The sequence below is a fragment of the Streptomyces sp. NPDC002790 genome, assembly GCF_040295505.1.
In the GTDB taxonomy this organism is placed as follows: Bacteria; Actinomycetota; Actinomycetes; order Streptomycetales; family Streptomycetaceae; genus Streptomyces.
On the sequence record NZ_JBEOVM010000021.1, the window covers coordinates 1 to 18886 of the forward strand.

General features: G+C 72.3%; 19 protein-coding genes. 9 read left to right on the forward strand and 10 right to left on the reverse strand.

Going from position 1 to position 18886, the window contains the following annotated elements; genetic code table 11:
• Positions 1-192: 192 nt before the first annotated feature.
• Both ABT004_RS13045 and ABT004_RS13050 read right to left on the reverse strand, forming a co-directional pair.
• A complete protein-coding gene (locus tag ABT004_RS13045; protein ID WP_351335093.1) occupies positions 193-1137 on the reverse strand; it encodes an SDR family oxidoreductase in 945 nt (314 codons plus the stop codon).
• Between the two features lies 1 nt (position 1138).
• Positions 1139-1879 (reverse strand): SDR family oxidoreductase, encoded by a 741-nt coding sequence (locus ABT004_RS13050; protein ID WP_351335095.1) that lies wholly within the window; start codon positions 1877-1879, stop codon positions 1139-1141.
• A 121-nt stretch (positions 1880-2000) separates the two neighbouring features.
• Here ABT004_RS13050 and ABT004_RS13055 point away from each other — a divergent pair, with 121 nt between their 5' ends.
• The 5 genes from ABT004_RS13055 to ABT004_RS13075 are packed head-to-tail and all read left to right on the forward strand — an operon-like array spanning position 2001 to position 6478.
• Positions 2001-2771 (forward strand): enoyl-CoA hydratase family protein, encoded by a 771-nt coding sequence (locus ABT004_RS13055; protein WP_351335097.1) that lies wholly within the window; start codon positions 2001-2003, stop codon positions 2769-2771.
• Positions 2768-3622 (forward strand): CoA transferase subunit A, encoded by an 855-nt coding sequence (locus tag ABT004_RS13060; protein WP_351335099.1) that lies wholly within the window; start codon positions 2768-2770, stop codon positions 3620-3622. Before ABT004_RS13055 ends, ABT004_RS13060 begins: the two co-directional genes overlap by 4 nt.
• Positions 3619-4374, forward strand: a complete 756-nt coding sequence (locus ABT004_RS13065) for a CoA-transferase subunit beta (RefSeq protein WP_351335101.1) — start codon at positions 3619-3621, stop codon at positions 4372-4374. Before ABT004_RS13060 ends, ABT004_RS13065 begins: the two co-directional genes overlap by 4 nt.
• A 50-nt stretch (positions 4375-4424) precedes the next feature.
• Positions 4425-5474: an NAD(P)H-dependent flavin oxidoreductase gene (locus ABT004_RS13070; RefSeq protein ID WP_351335270.1), complete on the forward strand. Its 1050-nt coding sequence runs from the start codon at positions 4425-4427 to the stop codon at positions 5472-5474.
• 41 nt (positions 5475-5515) lie between these two features.
• Entirely contained in the window at positions 5516-6478 is a 963-nt protein-coding gene (locus ABT004_RS13075; RefSeq protein ID WP_351335104.1) for a tyrosine-protein phosphatase, read from the forward strand.
• Between the two features lie 181 nt (positions 6479-6659).
• Here ABT004_RS13075 and ABT004_RS13080 read toward each other — a convergent pair whose 3' ends face one another.
• The 8 genes from ABT004_RS13080 to ABT004_RS13115 form a co-directional block, all read right to left on the reverse strand.
• Positions 6660-8264 carry a DEAD/DEAH box helicase gene (locus tag ABT004_RS13080; RefSeq protein WP_351335106.1) on the reverse strand — a complete coding sequence of 535 codons (1605 nt, stop codon included), beginning with the start codon at positions 8262-8264 and terminating at the stop codon, positions 6660-6662.
• A gap of 131 nt (positions 8265-8395) precedes the next feature.
• Positions 8396-8599: a cold-shock protein gene (locus ABT004_RS13085; protein ID WP_266720703.1), complete on the reverse strand. Its 204-nt coding sequence runs from the start codon at positions 8597-8599 to the stop codon at positions 8396-8398.
• Between the two features lie 174 nt (positions 8600-8773).
• Positions 8774-9385 (reverse strand): TetR/AcrR family transcriptional regulator, encoded by a 612-nt coding sequence (locus ABT004_RS13090; RefSeq protein WP_351335109.1) that lies wholly within the window; start codon positions 9383-9385, stop codon positions 8774-8776.
• A gap of 72 nt (positions 9386-9457) precedes the next feature.
• Positions 9458-10240: an SDR family NAD(P)-dependent oxidoreductase gene (locus tag ABT004_RS13095; RefSeq protein WP_351335111.1), complete on the reverse strand. Its 783-nt coding sequence runs from the start codon at positions 10238-10240 to the stop codon at positions 9458-9460.
• A 77-nt stretch (positions 10241-10317) separates the two neighbouring features.
• Positions 10318-11889 (reverse strand): FAD-dependent oxidoreductase, encoded by a 1572-nt coding sequence (locus tag ABT004_RS13100; protein WP_351335114.1) that lies wholly within the window; start codon positions 11887-11889, stop codon positions 10318-10320.
• 209 nt (positions 11890-12098) lie between these two features.
• Positions 12099-13256 (reverse strand): acetyl-CoA C-acetyltransferase, encoded by a 1158-nt coding sequence (locus tag ABT004_RS13105; RefSeq protein ID WP_351335117.1) that lies wholly within the window; start codon positions 13254-13256, stop codon positions 12099-12101.
• A 22-nt stretch (positions 13257-13278) separates the two neighbouring features.
• Positions 13279-13872, reverse strand: coding sequence for a TetR/AcrR family transcriptional regulator (locus ABT004_RS13110; protein ID WP_351335120.1), 594 nt, complete (start codon positions 13870-13872; stop codon positions 13279-13281).
• On the reverse strand, positions 13869-14681 hold the full coding sequence (locus ABT004_RS13115) for an SDR family oxidoreductase (RefSeq protein WP_351335122.1): 813 nt from the start codon (positions 14679-14681) through the stop codon (positions 13869-13871). The genes ABT004_RS13110 and ABT004_RS13115 overlap by 4 nt, the downstream gene beginning before the upstream one ends.
• Positions 14682-14728: 47 nt before the next feature.
• Here ABT004_RS13115 and ABT004_RS13120 point away from each other — a divergent pair, with 47 nt between their 5' ends.
• From ABT004_RS13120 to ABT004_RS13135, 4 genes are all read left to right on the forward strand, one after another.
• On the forward strand, positions 14729-15586 hold the full coding sequence (locus ABT004_RS13120; protein WP_351335125.1) for an enoyl-CoA hydratase: 858 nt from the start codon (positions 14729-14731) through the stop codon (positions 15584-15586).
• Positions 15583-16722 (forward strand): acyl-CoA dehydrogenase family protein, encoded by a 1140-nt coding sequence (locus ABT004_RS13125; protein ID WP_351335127.1) that lies wholly within the window; start codon positions 15583-15585, stop codon positions 16720-16722. The genes ABT004_RS13120 and ABT004_RS13125 overlap by 4 nt, the downstream gene beginning before the upstream one ends.
• Positions 16722-17660 (forward strand): acyl-CoA dehydrogenase family protein, encoded by a 939-nt coding sequence (locus ABT004_RS13130; protein ID WP_351335130.1) that lies wholly within the window; start codon positions 16722-16724, stop codon positions 17658-17660. Before ABT004_RS13125 ends, ABT004_RS13130 begins: the two co-directional genes overlap by 1 nt.
• A gap of 236 nt (positions 17661-17896) precedes the next feature.
• The gene (locus ABT004_RS13135; RefSeq protein ID WP_351335132.1) at positions 17897-18784 is read left to right on the forward strand and encodes a chitosanase; all 888 of its coding nucleotides are present in this window, start codon (positions 17897-17899) and stop codon (positions 18782-18784) included.
• Positions 18785-18886: the final 102 nt, after the last annotated feature.

An 18886-nucleotide genomic window follows, 5' to 3' on the forward strand; every position in this document is an offset into this window, starting at 1 on the left:
GGGGGGGGGGGGGGGGGGGGGGGGGGGGGGGTGGGGGCCCCCCCCGGCCCCCGGGGGGGGGGGGGGGGGGGGGGGGGGGGGGGGGCCCCCCCCCCGCGCCCCGCGGGCTCTCGTCACAAGAGCGGGGCTTGATGTGGTCGATCAGCGGCGGGACTTGATGAGGTCAACCGGTGGCGGGGCGCCGCGTGGGTGTTACGACGCCCCGTAGACACCTCCCGGTACGGCCGCGCGGGCCAGCAGTTCGCGGGCCGTGTCGCCCGCGCCCGCCGGTGTCCACCGCTCTTCCTTGTCGACGGTCGGGCCGGGCTGCCAGCCCTCCATCACGGTGATGCGGCCCGCCTCCACCTCGAAGACCCGGCCGGTCACCCCGTCCGCCGCGGCTCCCGAGCCGAGCCATACGACCAGCGGTGACACGTTCTCCGGCGCCATCGCGTCGAAGGTTCCGGCTCCGGGTGCCGTCATGGTCTCGGCGAACGTCGCCTCGGTCATCCGGGTGCGGGCGGCCGGCGCTATCGCGTTGACCTGCACGCCGTAGCGTCCCATCTCGGCGGCCGCGACCAGGGTCAGGCCGAGGATCCCGGCCTTCGCCGCGCTGTAGTTGCCCTGCCCGACGGACCCCAACAGGCCAGCCCCGGAAGAGGTGTTGACGACGCGGGCCACCGGCGTGCGCCCCGCCTTCGACTCCGCCCGCCAGTACGCGGCGGCGTGCTTGAGCGGCAGGAAGTGGCCCTTGAGGTGGACCCGCATCACGGCGTCCCAGTCGTCCTCGTCGAGGTTGACCAGCATCCGGTCGCGCAGGAACCCTGCGTTGTTCACCAGTGTGTCGAGGCGCCCGAAGGTGTCGACTGCCGCAGCGACGAGCGAGGCGGCACCTTCGGAGCTCGCGATGTCCGCGCCGTGCGCCACCGCCTCGCCGCCCGTCGCGCGTATCTCCTCGACGACCTGGGCCGCCGGGCTGTCGGGGGCGGGGGCGCCGTCCAGGCCCACCCCCAGGTCGTTCACGACGACCTTCGCGCCCTCGGCCGCGTACGCGAGTGCGTGCGCGCGTCCGAGTCCGCGTCCCGCTCCCGTGACGGCGACCACCCGCCCCGCGCACAGGGCTCCGCTGTTGCTGTCGGTCGACTTCGTGTCCGTCATCTCACGCCTCCTTGTTGGCAGTTGCCGCGTCCAGGAACGCGGGGAGCTCGCCGCCGCCGTGCATCAGCAGGCTCGCCCCGGTGATGTACGAGGCGGCGTCGGACGCCAGGAACACCGCGGCGTCACCGACCTCGCGCGGCTCGGCCAGGCGCCCCATGGGCACGGTCGCGCCCACCGCGGCGACGCCCGCCTCGTCCCCGTAGTGCAGTTCGCTCAGTTCGGTACGGACCATGCCGAGCACCAGTGTGTTCACCCGGATTCGGGGTGCCCACTCCACGGCCATGGACCGCGCGAGGTGCTCCAGGCCCGCCTTCGCCGCCCCGTACACCGCGCTGCCGGGCGAGGGGCGACTGCCGCTGACGCTGCCGATCATGACGATCGAGCCGTGCGCGGCGGCGAGCTTCTCGCGGGCGGCCAGGGACGCGGTCAGCGCCGCCGTAAGATTCAGCTCGAGCACGCGCGCGTGCCGGACCGCGTCCGCCTCCGCGAGCGGGCGGTACGGCGTGCCCCCCGCGTTGTTCACGAGTACGTCCACCCGGTCGAGGCCCGCGAACAGCTCCTCCACGGCCGCCGCGTCCCGCAGGTCGACCGGTATGAACTCGCAGCCGTCCACGGGGGTTTCGGGTGGTCTGCGGGCGCAGGTGATCACCCGCGCCCCGGCTCGCGCGAAGGTGCCCGCGATCCCGGCGCCCACTCCCCTCGTCCCGCCCGTGACGACGACGACCCGACCGCTCAGATCCATCCCGCTCCCATTCCCGACCCTTTCGGGTCCCTCTCGCGCCGACCCATTCCGTCGGCCCTCGCCGCCTGCTACCGTCATCGACGTACCAAACAAACGTTAGGTGGAAAGGTAGCTGAACGCCATGGGTGTCTCCACCTCCTCACTCGAAAAGGGCATCGCCGTCGTCACGGTCGACTTCCCACCCGTCAACGCGCTGCCGGTGCGGGGCTGGTACGACCTGGCGGACGCCGTGCGCGCCGCGGGCCGCGATCCCGATGTGCGCTGCGTCGTGCTGACCGCGGCCGAGACCTCCCGTGGGTTCAACGCCGGGGTGGACATCAAGGAGATGCAGCGCGAGACGGCCGCGGCGGGCGGCGGGCACAGCGCCCTGCTCGGCGCCAATCGCGGCTGCTACGAAGCGTTCTCGGCGGTGTACCAGTGCGAGGTCCCGGTGATCGCGGCGGTCGCCGGGTTCTGCCTGGGCGGCGGCATCGGACTCGTGGGGAACGCGGACGCGATCGTCGCGAGCGACGACGCGACGTTCGGCCTGCCCGAGCTGGACCGGGGCGCGCTCGGCGCGGCCACGCACCTGGCCCGCCTCGTCCCGCAGCACCTGATGCGCGCGCTGTTCTACACGTCCCGCACGGCGACGGCCGCCGAACTGCAGGCGCACGGCTCGGTGTGGCAGGTCGTGCCGAGGGAGCGGCTGCGCGAGGCGGCCCTGGAGCTGGCCCGCGACATCGCCCGCAAGGACGGCTACCTGCTCCGCCTCGCCAAATCCGCGCTGAACGGGATCGACCCGGTCGACGTGCACCGCAGCTACCGCTTCGAGCAGGGCTTCACCTTCGAGGCGAACCTGAGCGGTGTCGCCGACCGGGTCCGCGACACCTTCGGACAGGAGACCGAGCGATGACCACACCGGACAAGATCATGACGCCCGACGAGGTGGTCGGGCGGCTGCGCAGCGGCATGACCATCGGCATCGGCGGCTGGGGTTCGCGCCGCAAGCCCATGGCGCTGGTAAGGGCGCTGCTGCGCAGCGACGTCACGGACCTGACCGTCGTCTCGTACGGGGGTCCGGACGTCGGGCTGCTCGCGGCGGCCGGGAAGATCCGCAAACTGGTCGCGGCGTTCGCGACGCTCGACTCCATCCCGCTCGAACCGAACTTCAGGGCGGCGCGCCAGCAGGGCGCGTTCGAGCTGATGGAGGTCGACGAGGCGATGTTCATGTGGGGCCTGCACGCGGCGGCGAACCGGCTGCCGTTCCTGCCCGTGCGGGCGGGGATCGGCTCGGACGTCATGCGCGTCAACCCGGGGCTGCGGACGGTGACGTCGCCGTACGAGGACGGGGAGACGTTCGTCGCGATGCCGGCGCTGCGCCTCGACGCGGCCCTGGTGCACGTGAACCGGGCGGACCGCGCGGGCAACGGCCAGTACCTGGGCCCGGACCCGTACTTCGACGACCTGTTCTGCGAGGCGGCGGACAGCGCGTACGTGTCGTGCGAGCAGTTGGTCGACGGCTTCGGGGCGGACACCGTGCCGCAGACGCTGCTGGTGAAGCGGCATTGCGTGACGGGCGTCGTGGAGACGCCGGGCGGGGCGCACTTCACGTCCTGTGTGCCCGATTACGACCGCGACGAGCCGTTCCAGAAGCTGTACGCGAGCACGCCCTGGCCCGAGTTCGCCGAGCGGTTCCTGCCGCCCGGCGGTGACGAGAAGCAGTACCAGTCCGCCGTCCAGGCCTGGCACGAGGAGCAGAAGTGAGCGTCACCACGACAGATGTGTCCCGTGCCGAGTACTGCGCGATCGCGTGCGCCGAGGCCTGGCGGGACAACGGGGAGGTGCTGGCCAGCCCGATGGGCCTGATCCCGTCCGTGGGGGCGCGGCTGGCCAAGCGCACCTTCTCCCCCGGCCTGCTGCTGACCGACGGCGAGGCGATGGTCGTCGGGCTCGACGGTTCGGCGGAGGGCTGGCTCCCGTACCGGCAGCATCTGACGATGGTCACGGGCGGGAAGCGGCACGTGATGATGGGGGCGAGCCAGATCGACCGGTTCGGCAACCAGAACATCTCGTGCATCGGCGACTGGGAGCGGCCCGACCGGCAGCTCCTCGGGGTGCGTGGCGCTCCGGTCAACACGCTGAACAATCCGGTGAGTTACTGGGTTCCCAAGCACAGCCGCCGGGTCTTCGTCGAGAAGGTCGACATGATCAGCGGGGTGGGCTACGACAGCGCGGCCGCGGCGGGCCCGTCGGCGACGCGGTTCCATCGCATCCCGCGCGTGGTGACGAATCTGGCCGTCCTGGACTTCGACACCGCAGACCACGCGATGCGGCTGCTGTCCGTGCATCCGGGTGTCACGGTGGAGGAGGTCCAGGAGGCGACGGGGTTCGCGCTGGTACTCCCGGAGGGCGGCGAGGTGCCGTCCACGCGGGAGCCCACGGCGGAGGAGCTGCGGCTGATCCGAGAGGTCATCGACCCGAAGGCGACGCGGGACCGGGAGGTCAAGCCGGTATGACGCCACCTGAGCCGTCTTCCGAACCGGCCCGGGACTCCGCCGCGTTCACGATCCCGACGCCCCTGACCCGGCTTACCGGAGTGCGCCACCCCATCGTGCAGACCGGCATGGGATGGGTCGCGGGGCCGCGCCTGGTGTCGGCGGCGGCGAACGCGGGGGCGCTCGGCATCCTCGCGTCCGCCACCATGACGCTCGACCAACTGCGCGCCGCTGTACGCGAGGTGAAGTCGCGCACGGACCAGCCCTTCGGGGTGAACCTGCGGGCCGACGCGGGGGACGCCCGCGAGCGGGTCAAGGTGATCGTCGAGGAGGGCGTGAAGGTCGCGTCGTTCGCGCTGGCCCCCTCGCGCGAGCTGATCGCCGAACTGAAGGACGCGGGCGCCGTCGTGATCCCGTCGATCGGGGCGCGCCGGCACGCCGAGAAGGTCGCGGCGTGGGGCGCGGACGCGGTGATCGTGCAGGGCGGCGAGGGCGGCGGGCACACCGGGGAGGTGGCGACGTCGGTGCTGCTGCCGCAGGTGGTGGACGCCGTCGACATCCCGGTGGTCGGGGCGGGCGGTTTCCGTGACGGCCGGGGCCTGGTCGCCGCGCTGGCCTACGGGGCGGCCGGGGTTGCCATGGGGACCCGTTTCCTGCTGACGTCGGACTCGACGGTGCCGGACGCGGTGAAGGCGAAGTACCTGGCGGCGAGCGTCAAGGACGTCACGGTGACGACGGCGGTGGACGGTCTGCCGCACCGCATGCTCCGTTCCGAGCTGGTCGACTCGCTGGAGAACGCGGGGCGCACGCGCGCGTTGCTGCACGCCGTGCGTCGCGCCACGGGCTTCAAGAAGCTCTCTGGCCTGAGCTGGCCGCAGATGGTGCGGGACGGCCTCGCCATGAAGCACGGCAAGGACCTCACGTGGAGCCAGGTGCTGCTGGCCGCGAACACCCCGATGCTCCTGAGGGCGTCCATGGTCGAGGGCCGCACCGACCTGGGGGTCATGGCCTCCGGCCAGGTGGCGGGCCTCATAGAGGACCTGCCCAACTGCGCCGAGCTGGTCGACCGCGTGATGACCGAGGCACGTAAGACGCTGGAGGCACTTCCCACGCCACCCTGACCGGGCGCGTCAATCGCCCGCCACCGCAAGGGAGTTCATGTATGTCGCACACGTACAGAACAGGTCACCCGCACACGGCGGGGCGGGCGCTCTCGCGGCGCGGTGCGCTCGGCGCCGCGCTCGGCACGGTCGCGGCGTTCGCCGGGGCCCCCGTCGCCGCGGCGGCGCCGTCGCAGTCGCCGGGAAGGCCGGACACCGGGTCGGGCGCCGGTGGCATCCGGCAGATCCCGCTCGAAGGGGCGGTGAACGTCCGGGACATCGGTGGCCATCGCGCGCGGGGCCGCGGCCGGGTCCGGTACGGCCTCGTCTACCGGGCCGACGCGCTGAGCGAACTCACCGACGCGGACGTGGCGCGGGTCGCCGGTCTGCGCCTTGACCAAGTGGTCGACTTCCGGGTGCCGTTCGAGGTGCGTACGGACGGCGCGGACCGGCTGCCCGCGGGTCTGGCGGTGACCGCGCGGTCCGTCTCCGACGGTGGCCAGTACGAGCGGATGATGGCCGCGATCGGCTCCAAGGACCCGGCGGTGCAGCAGGAAGTGCTGGGGGGCGGCAAGGCGGCCGCCGCGATGCGTACCACGTACCGGATGTTCGTGACCGACGCGGCCAACCGCGCGCGGTTCGCGGCGACGCTCCGGGATGCGGCGAGCGGTGGGTCCGGCGCGCTGCTCTACCACTGCACGTCCGGGAAGGACCGCACGGGCTGGATGACGTACGTCCTGCTGAGCGTGCTCGGGGTGGGTCAACGGGCGGCGGAGGGCGACTACTTGGCGTCGAACGCGTTTCGCGCGGCACATGACGCGGAGGTCCGCGAGGGGCTTCGGCGGGCGGGGTTGATGCGGGATCCGGACCTGCTGATTCCTGTCCAGGAGGTGCGGATGGAGTACCTGGATGCGGCGCGTGAGGAGGTTCGGTGCGGCTACGGGAGTCTGCGCCGGTATGTGGCCGAGGGGCTCGGGGTGGATCGGGGGGTGGTGGGGGCGTTGCGGGCGCGGCTGGTGGGATGAGGTGTTGCGCCACCATGGAGGCTCCGCCCCGGGCCCCCGACGTGTTGCGCCCCCACGGGGCGGAGGCCACGGGGCTCTGCCCCGGACCCCGCGCCTCAATCGCCGGCGGGGCTTGAATTGCCCGGTGCCAGGAGGCGTTGCCGGCGGGGCTGGAGTTGGCCCCGCCGGGCTGTGCTTCGGGTTAAGCGGCCTGGCGGGGGCCGTGGCCGCGGCGGTTGTTGCCTGTGCCGGAGGCGGACTGGCCGGCGTTGGCCGAGCCGGAGCCGCGGCGGTTGTTGCCTGTGCCGGAGGCGGACTGGCTGCCGTTGGGCGAGGCGGAGCGGCGGCGGTTGTTGCCGCCCGAGCTCGTGCGCTGGCCTTCGGTGGCTGCGGCGCGGCCGTTGCCGTTGCCCGATCCGCCGCGGGAGCGGCGTGAGCGGCGGGGCTTGGTCGTGGCGGCCGGGGCGACCGGTTCCGGCACGGCGATGACCACGGCGACACCGGACGGCTCGCGCGCGCCGGTGATCTGCGTCAGCGCCTCGTCCGAGGAGCGGACCTGCGTCGTCCGCGGCTGGATCTTCGCGTCGCGCATCAGGCGCTGCATGTCGCGCTTCTGCTCGGGCAGGACCAGCGTGACGACGCTGCCGGACTCACCGGCGCGCGCGGTGCGGCCACCGCGGTGCAGGTAGTCCTTGTGCTCGGTGGGCGGGTCGACGTTGACGACGAGGTCGAGGTCGTCGACGTGGATGCCGCGCGCCGCGACGTTCGTGGCGACGAGCGCGGTGACCCGGCCGTCCTTGAACTGCTCCAGGGTGCGGTTGCGCTGCGGCTGGCTGCGGCCGCCGTGCAGCGGAGCCGCGTACACGCCGCTGGCGAGGAGCCGCTTGGCGAGCCGGTCGGCGGAGCGCTTGGTGTCGACGAAGAGGATGACGCGGCCTTCACGCGCGGCGATGCGCGCGGTGACGGCCTTCTTGTCGGTCTCGTCCTGGACGTGCAGGACGTGGTGTTCCATCGTCGTGACCGCGCCGGCCGACGGGTCGACGGAGTGGACCACCGGGTCGTTGAGGAACTGCTTGACCAGCCGGTCGACGTTCTTGTCGAGCGTCGCCGAGAAGAGCATGGTCTGGCCGCCCGACTCGACCTGCTTCAGGAGCGCGGTGACCTGCGGCATGAAGCCCATGTCAGCCATCTGGTCGGCCTCGTCGAGCACCGTCGTGCGCACCGAGCCGAGCATGCAGTCGCCGCGCTCGATGAGGTCCTTGAGGCGGCCCGGGGTGGCGACGACGACCTCGGCACCGCGGCGCAGCTGGCCCGCCTGCCGGGAGATCGACATGCCGCCGACGACGGTCGCGATGCGCAGCCGCAGCGCGGTGGCGTACGGGGTGAGGGCGTCGGTGACCTGCTGCGCGAGCTCACGCGTGGGGACGAGGACGAGCGCGAGAGGGGACTTCGGCTCGGCCTTGGCGCCGGTCGTGTGGGTGAGCAGCGGGAGGCCGAAGGCGAGGGTCTTGCCGGAGCCGGTGCGGCCGCGGCCGAGGAGGTCCCGTCCGGCGAGCGAGTTGGGGAGCGTCGCGGCCTGGATGGGGAAGGGGTCGGTGACGCCCTGCTCACCCAGCGTCTTCAGAAGGGCGGCCGGCATGTCGAGTTCGGCGAAGCTGTCCACGGCGGGAAGCGCGGGGGTGGTGTTCTCCGGCATGGTGAACTCGGCGGGCGGCGAGGGCTGTTGCCTGCGGCGCTGCTCGGGAGCACGGCGCTGCCCGGCTGCGGGACGCGGGCTGCGGCGGGACGGGCGGGCAGAACTGGCCATGCGGCGATGCCTTCCGGGACGGGACAGCAGGAACCGGGGCCCGCACCGTAGCGGTGCGGGCCCCGGCCCGGTGATGCTCGATCCGACGCCGCCGGGTCAGCCCGGCGGGGTCGAGTGATCTACGAGCGAGATCAGGCGGGGAGGATGTTCTCCGCCTGCGGGCCCTTCTGGCCCTGCGTGACGTCGAACGTCACCTTCTGGCCCTCCTGGAGCTCACGGAAGCCCGAGGTGGCGATGTTCGAGTAGTGGGCGAAGACGTCGGCGCCGCCGCCGTCCTGCTCGATGAAGCCGAAGCCCTTTTCCGAGTTGAACCACTTAACGATACCGGTGGCCATGTCGTTCTCCTTAAGAACAGGTAGCAGTCCCCATTCCACGAACGCCCACGTGAACGCCGGAAACCGGGAAATTTCCCGGTGGAAACAATAATGCGCCTGAGGAACATTCCCGTCAGGCGCGCATAAAGTCTATGGGTACCAAAACTGCAACGTCATGAATCTTAGCATGGGACTTCACCGCACCGCGATCCCGTCCAGAACCATCGACAGATACTGGCGCGCGATCTCCTCTGGGCTGTGCCGCCCGCCGGGCCGGTACCAGGATGCCGCGACCCAGACGGTGTCGCGCACGAACCGGTAGGTGAGGCGGATGTCGAGGTCGGCGCGGAAGACCTGGTCGGCGACGCCGCGCTCCAGGGTGGTCAGCCAGGTCTTCTCGAACCTGCGCTGCGACTCGGCGAGGAACGCGAAGCGGTCCTGCGCGACGAGCTGCTGGGACTCCCGCTGGTAGATCGCGACGGCGGCGCGGTGCCGGTCGATCTCCCGGAAGGACTCGGTGACCAGCGCCTCCAGGGTCTGCCGCGGGCCGAGCTCGTCGTCGAGCACGGTGTCGTAGCCGGACCACAGCTCGTCGAGGAAGGTCCGCAGGATCTCCTCCAGCATCGATTCCTTGGAGTCGAAGTGGTAGTAGAGGCTGCCGGCGAGCATGCCCGCGTGGTCGGCGATCTTGCGGACGGTCGTGGCGTTGTAGCCCTGCTCGGCGAAGACCTCGGCCGCGGTGTGCAGGAGCTCGCCGCGCCGCTCGGGCGCCGCGTTCGTCGACTGGGACTTCTTCTTCGTAGGCACGGGCCCATTGTCCCGGGTGCCGCGGCTGCGGGCGTCCCGGGTGTCACAGCAGGGTGCGGCGGCCGGGCGGGGTCACCGGCTGTCCCCCTGTCCGCCGCCGCGCTGCGCGGACACGGGCATCCGGCCGGCCGACGCGCCGCCGTCCGCGGTGACTTCGGCGCCGGTGAGGTAGGAGGCGTCGTCGGAGGCGAGGAACGCGACGAGCCGGGCCACCTCTTCGGGGCGGCCGATGCGGCCGAGCGCGGCGGCCGGGTGCTCGGTGGTGCCGAGATGGGCGGTCATCGCCGTGTCGATGGCGCCGGGGAAGACGGCGTTGACGCGGATGCCGTCGCCGCCGAGTTCGAGGGCGGCGGTCCGGCTCAGCCCGCGCAGCCCCCACTTCGCGGCGCCGTACGAACCATGCCCCCAGATGCCCTGAACCCCGGCCTGCGAGGAGATGTTGACGATCGCGCCGCCCCGCTCCCCCGCCCGTATGGCGGGGACGACGGCCTGGAGCCCCAGGAACGGGCCGACGAGATCGACCTTGAGGATCCGCTCCAGCTGGGCCGGATCCTCGTCGACGATGGGGGACGTCGTGTAGATGGCGGCGTTGTTGACGAGGATGTCGAGCCGTCCGTACGTGTCGGTGGCGACACGGACGGCATGGGCCCAGGAGTCGGCGCCGGTGACGTCCAGCCGGACGAACCGTGCGGCTTCCCCGAGTTCACCGGCGACCCGCTCCCCTTCGGACACGAGTACGTCGCCGAGCACGACCCGCGCCCCACGGGCTGCCATTTCCCTGGCAATGGCCTCGCCCATCCCGCGCGCCGCCCCGGTCACCAGGGCGACCTTTCCGTCCAGTTGTCCCTCACGCATCCGCGTATCCCTCCGGCTCCACGTTGTCTCCGAACAACCCAGGGGCGACTCGAGCCACCCACCCGTACGACCAGGGGTCACCCCTCCCCGGCCATCCGGCCCGCCGCCCGGTACCCGAACACCATCCCCGTGCCGATCGGCGCTCCCGGCCCCGGGTAGACGGAGCCCGTCACGTTCGCCGCCGTGTTCCCCACCGCGTAGAGGCCCTCGATCACGGACCCGTCCTCGCGCAGCACGCTCGCGTCCGTGTCCGTGCGGACGCCGCCCTTCGTGCCCAGGTCGCCGAGCACGATCCGCACCGCGTGGAACGAGCCGGACGACAGCGGCAGCAGGCACGGGTTGGGCGCGCCCTGCTCGCCCGCGCCCGCGAAGAACCGGTCGTAGGGGTCGTCGCCGCGGCCGAACTCCGGGTCGTGGCCGTTCCCCGCGTACTTGTTGAACGCCGCGACGGTCGCGGCGAGGCCTTCGGCCGGCACTCCGATCGCCTCGGCGAGCGCCTCCACCGAGTCCGCGCTGCGCCACACCCCGGCCGCCTCGAACGACTCCCGGTCGACCGGGACGAGGACGATGCCGGGCGGCTCCTCGCCGTGCCGCGCGTCCCACACCCACCACACGGGGCGCTCCGGCGCGTCCCCGGCCCGCGCCGCGATCATGGCCCGGCCCATCCGGTCGTAGGACAGGCACTCGTTGGCGAACCGGCGGCCCTCGGCGTCGACGAAGACGCCGCCGCGGAAGCCGAGGGCGAACGCCGCGCTGCCGTCGGGGAAGAGCACGGACGGGCACCACCAGCTCTCGTCGAGCAGCGACGTCGCCGCCCCGAGCCCTTGCGCGGCCCGCAGCGCGTCCCCGGTGCCGCCGCCCGCGGGCCCCATCGTCCAGTCGGCCCCCGGCCCGTTGTCGAAGGCGCGGCGCAGTTCGGCGTCCCGCTCGTAGCCGCCGGCACCGAGCAGCACACCGCGGCGGGCCCGGATCCGGGCCGTACTGCCCTGTGCGTCGCGGACCTCGGCGCCGACGACCCGCCCGTCCTCGCCCTGCACGAGCCCGGTGAACGCGGTGCGGGAGCGCGCCCGCCCGCCGGCCTGATCGAGGGCGAGCAGCAGTCGGCCGATCAGCGCGCGGCCGTCCGTGAGCGCCCCCTCGGGCGCCGGCGCTCCCAGCCGCTCGCAGCGCGCGGGCGGGCGGACGGCGTCGAGCAGCGGCTGCTCGCCCGCGGGCCGCTCCATGGGGACGGGGAAGACGCCGCGTCCCGCGTCGAAGCGGCCGGGGCCCGGGTAGTAGTCGGGGAACTTCCGGTGTTCGAACCGGAGCAGTTCGCTGCGCTCAAGGAACTCGACCGTGGGCCCGGCCCCGTCGAGGTACGCGTCCTGCATCTCGTGCGGCGTCGAGTCGCCGACGAGGGACCGGAAGTACGTGCGGGCCAGGTCGGCGCTGTCCTCGAGGCCCGCGCGGGCCTGCGCCTGGTTGCCGGGCAGCCACAGGCAGGCTCCGGCGTACGCGGTCGTTCCGCCGAAGTACTCGGTCTTCTCGACGACGAGGGTGTCGAGGCCGCGCGCGGCGGCGCTGTACGCGCCGGTCAGGGCGGCGCCGCCGGAGCCGACGACCAGCACGTCGACCGTCTCGTCCCACTCCACGTCAGGGTTGCCGCTCACAGCGTCTCGCTCCTCTCGCACCACTGGGGAAGTACGGCACGGACGGCGATCCGCCGGACGCGCGGGGCGTCGGCGGTGGGCTCGGAAGGTACAGGGGTACGGGTCATGCCCTCACCCTGTCCGCGCCTCCCCCGGCGCCCCACCGCCGATTCCCGCTCAGCGGGACGCGGATCCCGCAGCAGCAGTCACAGGGGCGGTCAGAGGCACGGTCACAGGCGCTCGATGATCGTGACGTTGGCCTGGCCGCCGCCCTCGCACATGGTCTGGAGGCCGAACCGGCCGCCGGTGCGCTCCAGTTCGTGCAGCAGGGTCGTCATCAGCTTGCTGCCGGTGGCGCCGAGAGGGTGGCCCAGCGCGATGGCTCCGCCGTTGACGTTGACCTTCTCGGGGTCGGTGCCGGTCTCCTTCAGCCAGGCGAGGACGACCGGCGCGAAGGCCTCGTTGATCTCGACGAGGTCGATGTCGTCCATCGTGAGGCCGGTCTTCTTCAGCGCGTACGCGGTCGCCGGGATGGGCGCGGACAGCATCCGGATGGGGTCCTCGCCGCGTACGGAGAGGTGGTGGATGCGGGCCCGGGGCGTCAACCCGTGCTCCCGCACGGCCTGTTCGGAGGCGATCAGCAGGGCCGCCGCGCCGTCCGAGACCTGCGAGGAGCAGGCGGCGGTGATGGTGCCGCCCTCGACGACCGGGTTCAGGCCCGCCATCTTCTCCAGGCTCGTGTCGCGGCGCGGGCCCTCGTCGGCGGTGACGTCCCCGTAGGCGACGGACTCCTTCGCGAACCGACCCTCGTCGATCGCGCGCAGGGCCCGCTGGTGGGAACGGAGCGCCCACTCCTCCTGGTCCTGCCGCGTGATGCCCCACTTCTCGGCGATGAGCTCCGCGCCGTGGAACTGGTTGACGGGCGCGTCGCCGTAGCGGGCGCGCCAGCCCTCACTGCCCAGGTAGGGGCCCTCGGTGAGGCCGAGCGGTTCGGCGGCCTGCCGGGAGGCGTAGGCGATCGGGATCATCGACATGTTCTGTGTGCCGCCCGCGACGACGAGGTCCTGCGTACCGGAGAGCACGCCCTGTGCCGCGAAGTGGATGGCCTGCTGGGACGAACCGCACTGCCGGTCGACGGTGACGCCCGGCACCTCCTCGGGAAGTCCCGCGGCGAGCCAGCAGGTGCGGGCGATGTCGCCTGCCTGCGGGCCGATGGTGTCGAGGCAGCCGAAGACGACGTCCTCGACGGCGGCCGGGTCGACCCCGGTGCGCGCGACGAGCTCCTTCAGGACGTGGGCGCCCAGGTCGGCGGGGTGGACGGCGCTGAGCCCGCCCTTGCGCCGCCCTACGGGCGTACGGACCGCATCGACGATGTAGGCCTCGGCCATGACGCATCAACTCCAGTCGTTTCTAAGGATGGTGGGGCTGGGCTATCCCGTCGAGCACCATCGCGAGGTACTCGCGGGCGATCTCCTCGGGGCTGTGTCTGCCGCCCGGCCGGTACCAGGACGCGGCGACCCACACGGTGTCGCGCACGAACCGGTAGGTGAGCCGGATGTCGAGGTCGGCGCGGAACGATCCGGCCGCGACCCCGTCCTTCAGGGTGGTCAGCCAGGTCTGCTCGAACTTGCGCTGCGACGCGGCGAGGAAGGCGAACCGCTCCCTCGCGGCGAGCGCCTTCGACTCCTTCTGGTAGATGGCGACGGCGGGTCCGTGCCGGTCGATCTCCCGGAAAGACTCGGTGACCAGGGCCCGCATCGTCTCGCGCGGCTCGTGGCCTGCGGCGAGGACGGTGTCGTAGCGGCCCCACAGCTCGTCGAGGAAGCCGCGCAGGATCTCCTCGACGATCGAGTCCTTGGAGTCGAAGTGGTAGTAGAGGCTGCCCGCGAGCATCCCCGCGGCGTCCGCGATCCGGCGCACGGTGGTGGCGTCGTAGCCCTGCGCCGCGAACACCTCGGCCGCCGTGGCGAGGAGTTCTCGACGCCGCTCGGGCGAGGGGCTCATGCGCGCTGGCTGCTGACGGAGACGGTTTCGCCGGTCATGTACGAGGAGTAGCCGGAGGCGAGGAAGACCATCACGTTGGCCACCTCCCAGGGCTCGGCGTACCGGCCGAAGGCCTCCTTCTCGGTCAGTTCGGCGAGCAGTTCCTCCGAGGTGACCTTCACCAGGTGCGGGTGCATGGCGAGGCTGGGCGCCACCGCGTTGACCCGTACTCCGTATTCGGCGGCCTCTATCGCGGCGGTCCTGGTCAGGGCCATCACGCCGGCCTTCGCGGCGGCGTAGTGCGCCTGTCCGGCCTGGGCGCGCCAGCCGATGACCGACGCGTTGTTGACGATCGCGCCGCCGCGCCCGGTTTCGCGGAAGGCGCGCAGGGCGGCCCGCACGCACCGGAAGGTCCCGTTCAAGGTGACGTCCAGGACCTTCGTCCACTGCTCGTCGCTCATGTCGACGAGCGGCGAAGTGCCGCCGAGGCCCGCGTTGTTGACGACTATGTCGAGCCCGCCGTGCCGCTCGGCGGTGTGCGCGAAGAGTGCCTGCACCTGCTCCTCGTCGGTGACATCGCAGGCGAGCGCGGAGACCCGCTCGGCGCCGAACTCGGCGGCGAGGGCCGCTTCGCTCTCCTTCAGGCGGCGCGCGTGCGCGTCACTGATGACGACGCGGGCGCCCTCCTCCAGGAAGCGGCGCGCGGTGGCGCCGCCGATCCCGGCGCCGGCGGCCGCGGTGATGACGGCACTGCGCCCGTCGAGCAGTTGGTGGCCCGAGACGTACGCGGGAGTGGTGGAGCGGGATCGGGAGTCCTCGACGCTGTCCATGCTCATAAGCTAACCTACCAAACACTTGTTAGGGAAGGATGTCTCCGATGCCCACAGAACAAACCGCGCCGCAGCCCGTCCTGTTCGAGGTCAGGGGCCGGGTCGCGCACGTGACGATGAACCGGCCGAAGTACCGCAACGCGCAGAACTCGGCGATGACGTATGCCCTGGACTCCGCCCTCTACCGGGCCGCCGAGGACGAGGCCGTCAAGGTCGTCGTCCTCTCGGGCGCGGGCGAGCACTTCTCGGCGGGGCACGACATCGGGACGCCGGAGCGGGACGCGCATCTGCCGTTCGAGCGGCGGGCCGGGCTGTGGTGGGACCACTCCGACAAGCGGGGCGCCGAGTCGCGGTTCGCCCGCGAGTCGGAGGTGTACCTGGGCATGTGCAGGCGCTGGCGCGAGCTGCCGAAGCCGGTGATCGCCTCGGTGCAAGGGGCGTGCGTGGCGGGCGGGTTGATGCTGGCCTGGGTGTGCGACCTGATCGTGGCGAGCGAGGACGCGTTCTTCGCGGATCCCGTCGTCCGGATGGGGATCCCGGGCGTCGAGTACTTCGCGCACCCGTGGGTGATGCCGCCGCGGATCGCCAAGGAGTTCCTGTTCACGGGCGAGCGGATGAGCGCACGCCGGGCGCACGAGGTGGGGATGATCAACCGGGTGGTGCCCCGGGACGAACTGGCGGCCGCCACGTGCGATCTGGCGGACCGGGTCGGCGAGATGCCGCGGCTCGGGCTCGCGCTGACCAAGCGCGCGGTGAACCAGGCGGAGGACCTCCAGGGCATGCACGCGGGCCTGGACTCCGTCTTCGGCCTGCACCACCTGGCGCACGCGCACAACGCGGAGACGGCGTCGGACTCGCTGGGCGGCATGGACGTCCACGCCATGAAGGAGGCGGGTGCCCGATGAACCTGGAGTTCACCCCGGATCAGGACGCGTTCCGCGAGGAGGCGCGGGCGTGGCTCGCGGAGCACGTACCGGCCGAGCCGCTGCCGTCCCTGGAGACCGAGGAGGGCTTCGCCGCGCACCGCGCGTGGGAGGCCGAGCTGTCCGCGGACCGCTGGTCGGTCGTCTCGTGGCCCGAGGAGTTCGGGGGCCGCGGCGTCGACATCTTCAAGTGGCTGATCTTCGAGGAGGAGTACTACGCGGCGGGGGCCCCTGGCCGCGTCTCACAGAACGGCATCAACCTTCTCGCCCCCACACTCTTCGACCACGCCACGGACGAGCAGCGGGCGCGCGTACTGCCGTCGATGGCGAGCGGCGAGGTGATCTGGGCGCAGGCCTGGTCGGAGCCGGAAGCGGGCTCCGACCTGGCGGCGCTGCGCTCGCGGGCGGTGCGCACGGACGGCGGGTGGCTGCTGAACGGGCAGAAGACGTGGTCGTCGCGGGCCGCGTTCGCCGACCGGGCGTTCGGCATCTTCCGTACGGACCCGGAGGCGGCCAAGCCCCATCACGGGCTCACGTACCTGATGTTCGACCTGCGCGCGCCGGGTGTCACGGTCCGGCCGATCGGCCGCATCGACGGCAAACCGGCCTTCGCCGAGCTGTTCCTTGACGACGTGTTCGTCCCGGACGAGGACGTGATCGGGGAGGTCGGCAACGGCTGGCGCATCGCGATGTCGACGACGGGGAACGAGCGGGGTCTCATGCTGCGCTCCCCCGGCCGCTTCCTGGCCGCGTCGGACCGGCTGCTCGGGCTGTGGCGGGAGAGCGGCGCGGATCCGGCGCTGCGGGACCGGGTGGCGGACGCGGTGGTGGGGGCGCGCGCGTACCAGCTGTTCACGTACGGCAACGCGTCGCGGTTCGCGGCGGGTGAGCAGATCGGGGCGGAGTCGAGCCTGAACAAGGTGTTCTGGTCGGAGTACGACATCGCGCTGCACGAGACGGCGCTGGAACTACTGGGCGCGGAGGGCGAATTGGCGGAGGGCGAGTGGGCCGAGGGTTATACCTTCTCGCTCGCCGGGCCGATCTACGCGGGGACGAACGAGATCCAGCGCGACATCATCGCCGAGCGTCTGCTCGGCCTGCCGAAGGGACGCCGCTGATGAGGTTCCTCCTGGACGCGGAGCAGGCCGAGTTCGGCCGCACGCTCGACCGGATGCTGACGGCGGCGGACACCCCATCGGCGGTCCGCGCGTGGGCGGGCGGTGACGCCGGGCCCGGACGGGCTCTGTGGGGGCGGCTCGCGGAGGCGGGAGTGTTCGCGCTGGCCGTCCCGGAGGCGTACGAAGGGGTGGGCCCGCTGCCCGTGGAACTGGCGTTGTCGTACGTGGAGTTGGGGCGCCACGCGATACCGGGGCCGGTCGTCGAGACGGCGGCGGTGGCGGTGCTGCTGAACGGTACGGAGGCCGCGAAGGAGTGGCTGCCTCGGATCGCGGCGGGGGACGTGGCGGTGACGTTGGCGTCGGGACCGTATGCGCTGGACGCGGATTCGGCGGACGCCGTGTTCCTCGTGGAGGGCGACACGGTGCGGCTCGCCGCCGGTCACGGTCCGCTGCGGGAGTCGGCGGACCCGGCGCGCCGGCTGTTCGCACCGGACGAGGGCGGCGAGGTCGTGGCGCGGGGCGCGAAGGTGCGGGAGGCGAGGGACATGGCGGCGTTCCTGACGGCGGCGCAGTCGCTCGGCGTGGGACTGGAGTTGCTCCGCCGTACGGTCGACTACGTCCGGCAGCGGGAGCAGTTCGGCGTGCCGGTCGGATCGTTCCAGGCGGTCAAGCATCGGCTCGCGGATGCGCTGGTGGGGCTGGAGTTCGCGCGTCCGTTGCTGTTCGGGGCGGCGCTCACGATGGCGTCGGCGGACATCGCGGCGGCGAAGCTTGCGGCGGGCGAGGCGTGCTATGTGGCGGCTCGCGCGGCCCTTCAACTCCACGGGGCGGTGGGGTACACGGAGGAGTTGGACCTGTCCCTGTGGCTCCGCAAGGCGCGCCCGCTGCGCGACGCGTGGGGGTCGCCGGCGGCGTGCCGGGCGCGAGTGGTGGGGTAGGCCGGGGCCGCTTGTCTCCCCCACCCCGCCCCTTCCCGAAAGTCCTGCCGGACGGGCCTGCTCAAACGCCGCAGGGGCTAGGAGCAGCCCTGCCGGGCGGGCCTGCTCACACGCCGCAGGGGCTTGATAGATCGAGCCCCTGCGGCAAAATCAAGCCCCGCCGGCGGTTGAGGCGCGGGGGCCGGGGCGGAGCCCCGAGGGCGTAACGACGGTGCCGGGCGCATAATCTGTGCCGCATGAAACGCGCGGGCTGCATAACCCTCTCCCTCCTGGCCGTGGCCCCCCTCGCCACAGCCGCCGTATACCTCCTGTCGCCCACCGACGCCCCCGCCCCGCACGCGCGGCCCCCCGCCTCCGCCCACCAGCCCGAAGCGGAGCGCAAAGCCGATGACAAGGCGATCGCGAGCCTGCCGCCCGGCCTCGCCGCCCCGCAGAAGAAGGACCTGGCGCAGCAGATCGTCGCCAGCGCCGAGAACTCCACGCTGGACTGGCGCAGCGCGTACGGCTACATCGAGGACATCGACGACGGCCAGGGCTACACGGCCGGCATCATCGGCTTCTGCACCGGCACCCACGACCTGCTTACCCTGGTCGAGCGCTACACGAAGGCCCACCCGGACAACGGCCTGGCCCGCTTCCTCCCGGCCCTGCGCAAGGTCGACGGCACCGACTCCCACAAGGGCCTCGACCCCGGCTTCACCGCCGCGTGGAAGCAGGAGGCCACACACAAGGCCTTCCGGGACGTCCAGGAGAAGGAGCGCGACCGGGGCTACTTCGACCCGGCGGTCCGCCTCGCCAAGCTCGACGGCCTGGGCACGCTCGGCCAGTTCATCTACTACGACGCGATGGTCCTGCACGGCCCCGGCACGGGCCCGCACGGCTTCTACGGCCTGCGCGAGGCGGCGCTCAAGGAGGCCGACACCCCGTCCCAGGGCGGAAAGGAGAAGGCCTACCTCGACATCTTCCTCGACCTGCGCCGCAAGGCCATGAAGGCGAAGAACCCCGACCGCGACACGACCCGCATCGACACGGCGCAGCGCCAGTTCCTCTACGACGGCAACCTGTCCCTGAAGACGCCCCTGACATGGAAGGTCTACGGCGAGACCTTCCACATCCCTGGCTGAACCGGGCCGAACCGGGCCGAACCGGGCCGAACGCACCGCGACGCCCGCCCAGCGTCCGGTCGGGGACTTTAGGGCGAGCGTCGCGCTCAGTTCCGTACGCCG

What these genes read in the sequence shown, in the direction of transcription:
- ABT004_RS13130 (WP_351335130.1), top strand. Translation starts at nt 16,722, where the DNA reads ATGAGGTTCCTCCTGGACGCGGAGCAGGCCGAGTTCGGCCGCACGCTC.
- ABT004_RS13120 (WP_351335125.1), top strand. Translation starts at nt 14,729, where the DNA reads ATGCCCACAGAACAAACCGCGCCGCAGCCCGTCCTGTTCGAGGTCAGG.
- ABT004_RS13125 (WP_351335127.1), top strand. Translation starts at nt 15,583, where the DNA reads ATGAACCTGGAGTTCACCCCGGATCAGGACGCGTTCCGCGAGGAGGCG.
- ABT004_RS13045 (WP_351335093.1), bottom strand. Translation starts at nt 1,137, where the DNA reads ATGACGGACACGAAGTCGACCGACAGCAACAGCGGAGCCCTGTGCGCG.
- ABT004_RS13075 (WP_351335104.1), top strand. Translation starts at nt 5,516, where the DNA reads ATGTCGCACACGTACAGAACAGGTCACCCGCACACGGCGGGGCGGGCG.
- ABT004_RS13080 (WP_351335106.1), bottom strand. Translation starts at nt 8,264, where the DNA reads ATGGCCAGTTCTGCCCGCCCGTCCCGCCGCAGCCCGCGTCCCGCAGCC.
- ABT004_RS13115 (WP_351335122.1), bottom strand. Translation starts at nt 14,681, where the DNA reads ATGGACAGCGTCGAGGACTCCCGATCCCGCTCCACCACTCCCGCGTAC.
- ABT004_RS13085 (WP_266720703.1), bottom strand. Translation starts at nt 8,599, where the DNA reads ATGGCCACCGGTATCGTTAAGTGGTTCAACTCGGAAAAGGGCTTCGGC.
- ABT004_RS13135 (WP_351335132.1), top strand. Translation starts at nt 17,897, where the DNA reads ATGAAACGCGCGGGCTGCATAACCCTCTCCCTCCTGGCCGTGGCCCCC.
- ABT004_RS13050 (WP_351335095.1), bottom strand. Translation starts at nt 1,879, where the DNA reads ATGGATCTGAGCGGTCGGGTCGTCGTCGTCACGGGCGGGACGAGGGGA.
- ABT004_RS13095 (WP_351335111.1), bottom strand. Translation starts at nt 10,240, where the DNA reads ATGCGTGAGGGACAACTGGACGGAAAGGTCGCCCTGGTGACCGGGGCG.
- ABT004_RS13105 (WP_351335117.1), bottom strand. Translation starts at nt 13,256, where the DNA reads ATGGCCGAGGCCTACATCGTCGATGCGGTCCGTACGCCCGTAGGGCGG.
- ABT004_RS13055 (WP_351335097.1), top strand. Translation starts at nt 2,001, where the DNA reads ATGGGTGTCTCCACCTCCTCACTCGAAAAGGGCATCGCCGTCGTCACG.
- ABT004_RS13060 (WP_351335099.1), top strand. Translation starts at nt 2,768, where the DNA reads ATGACCACACCGGACAAGATCATGACGCCCGACGAGGTGGTCGGGCGG.
- ABT004_RS13110 (WP_351335120.1), bottom strand. Translation starts at nt 13,872, where the DNA reads ATGAGCCCCTCGCCCGAGCGGCGTCGAGAACTCCTCGCCACGGCGGCC.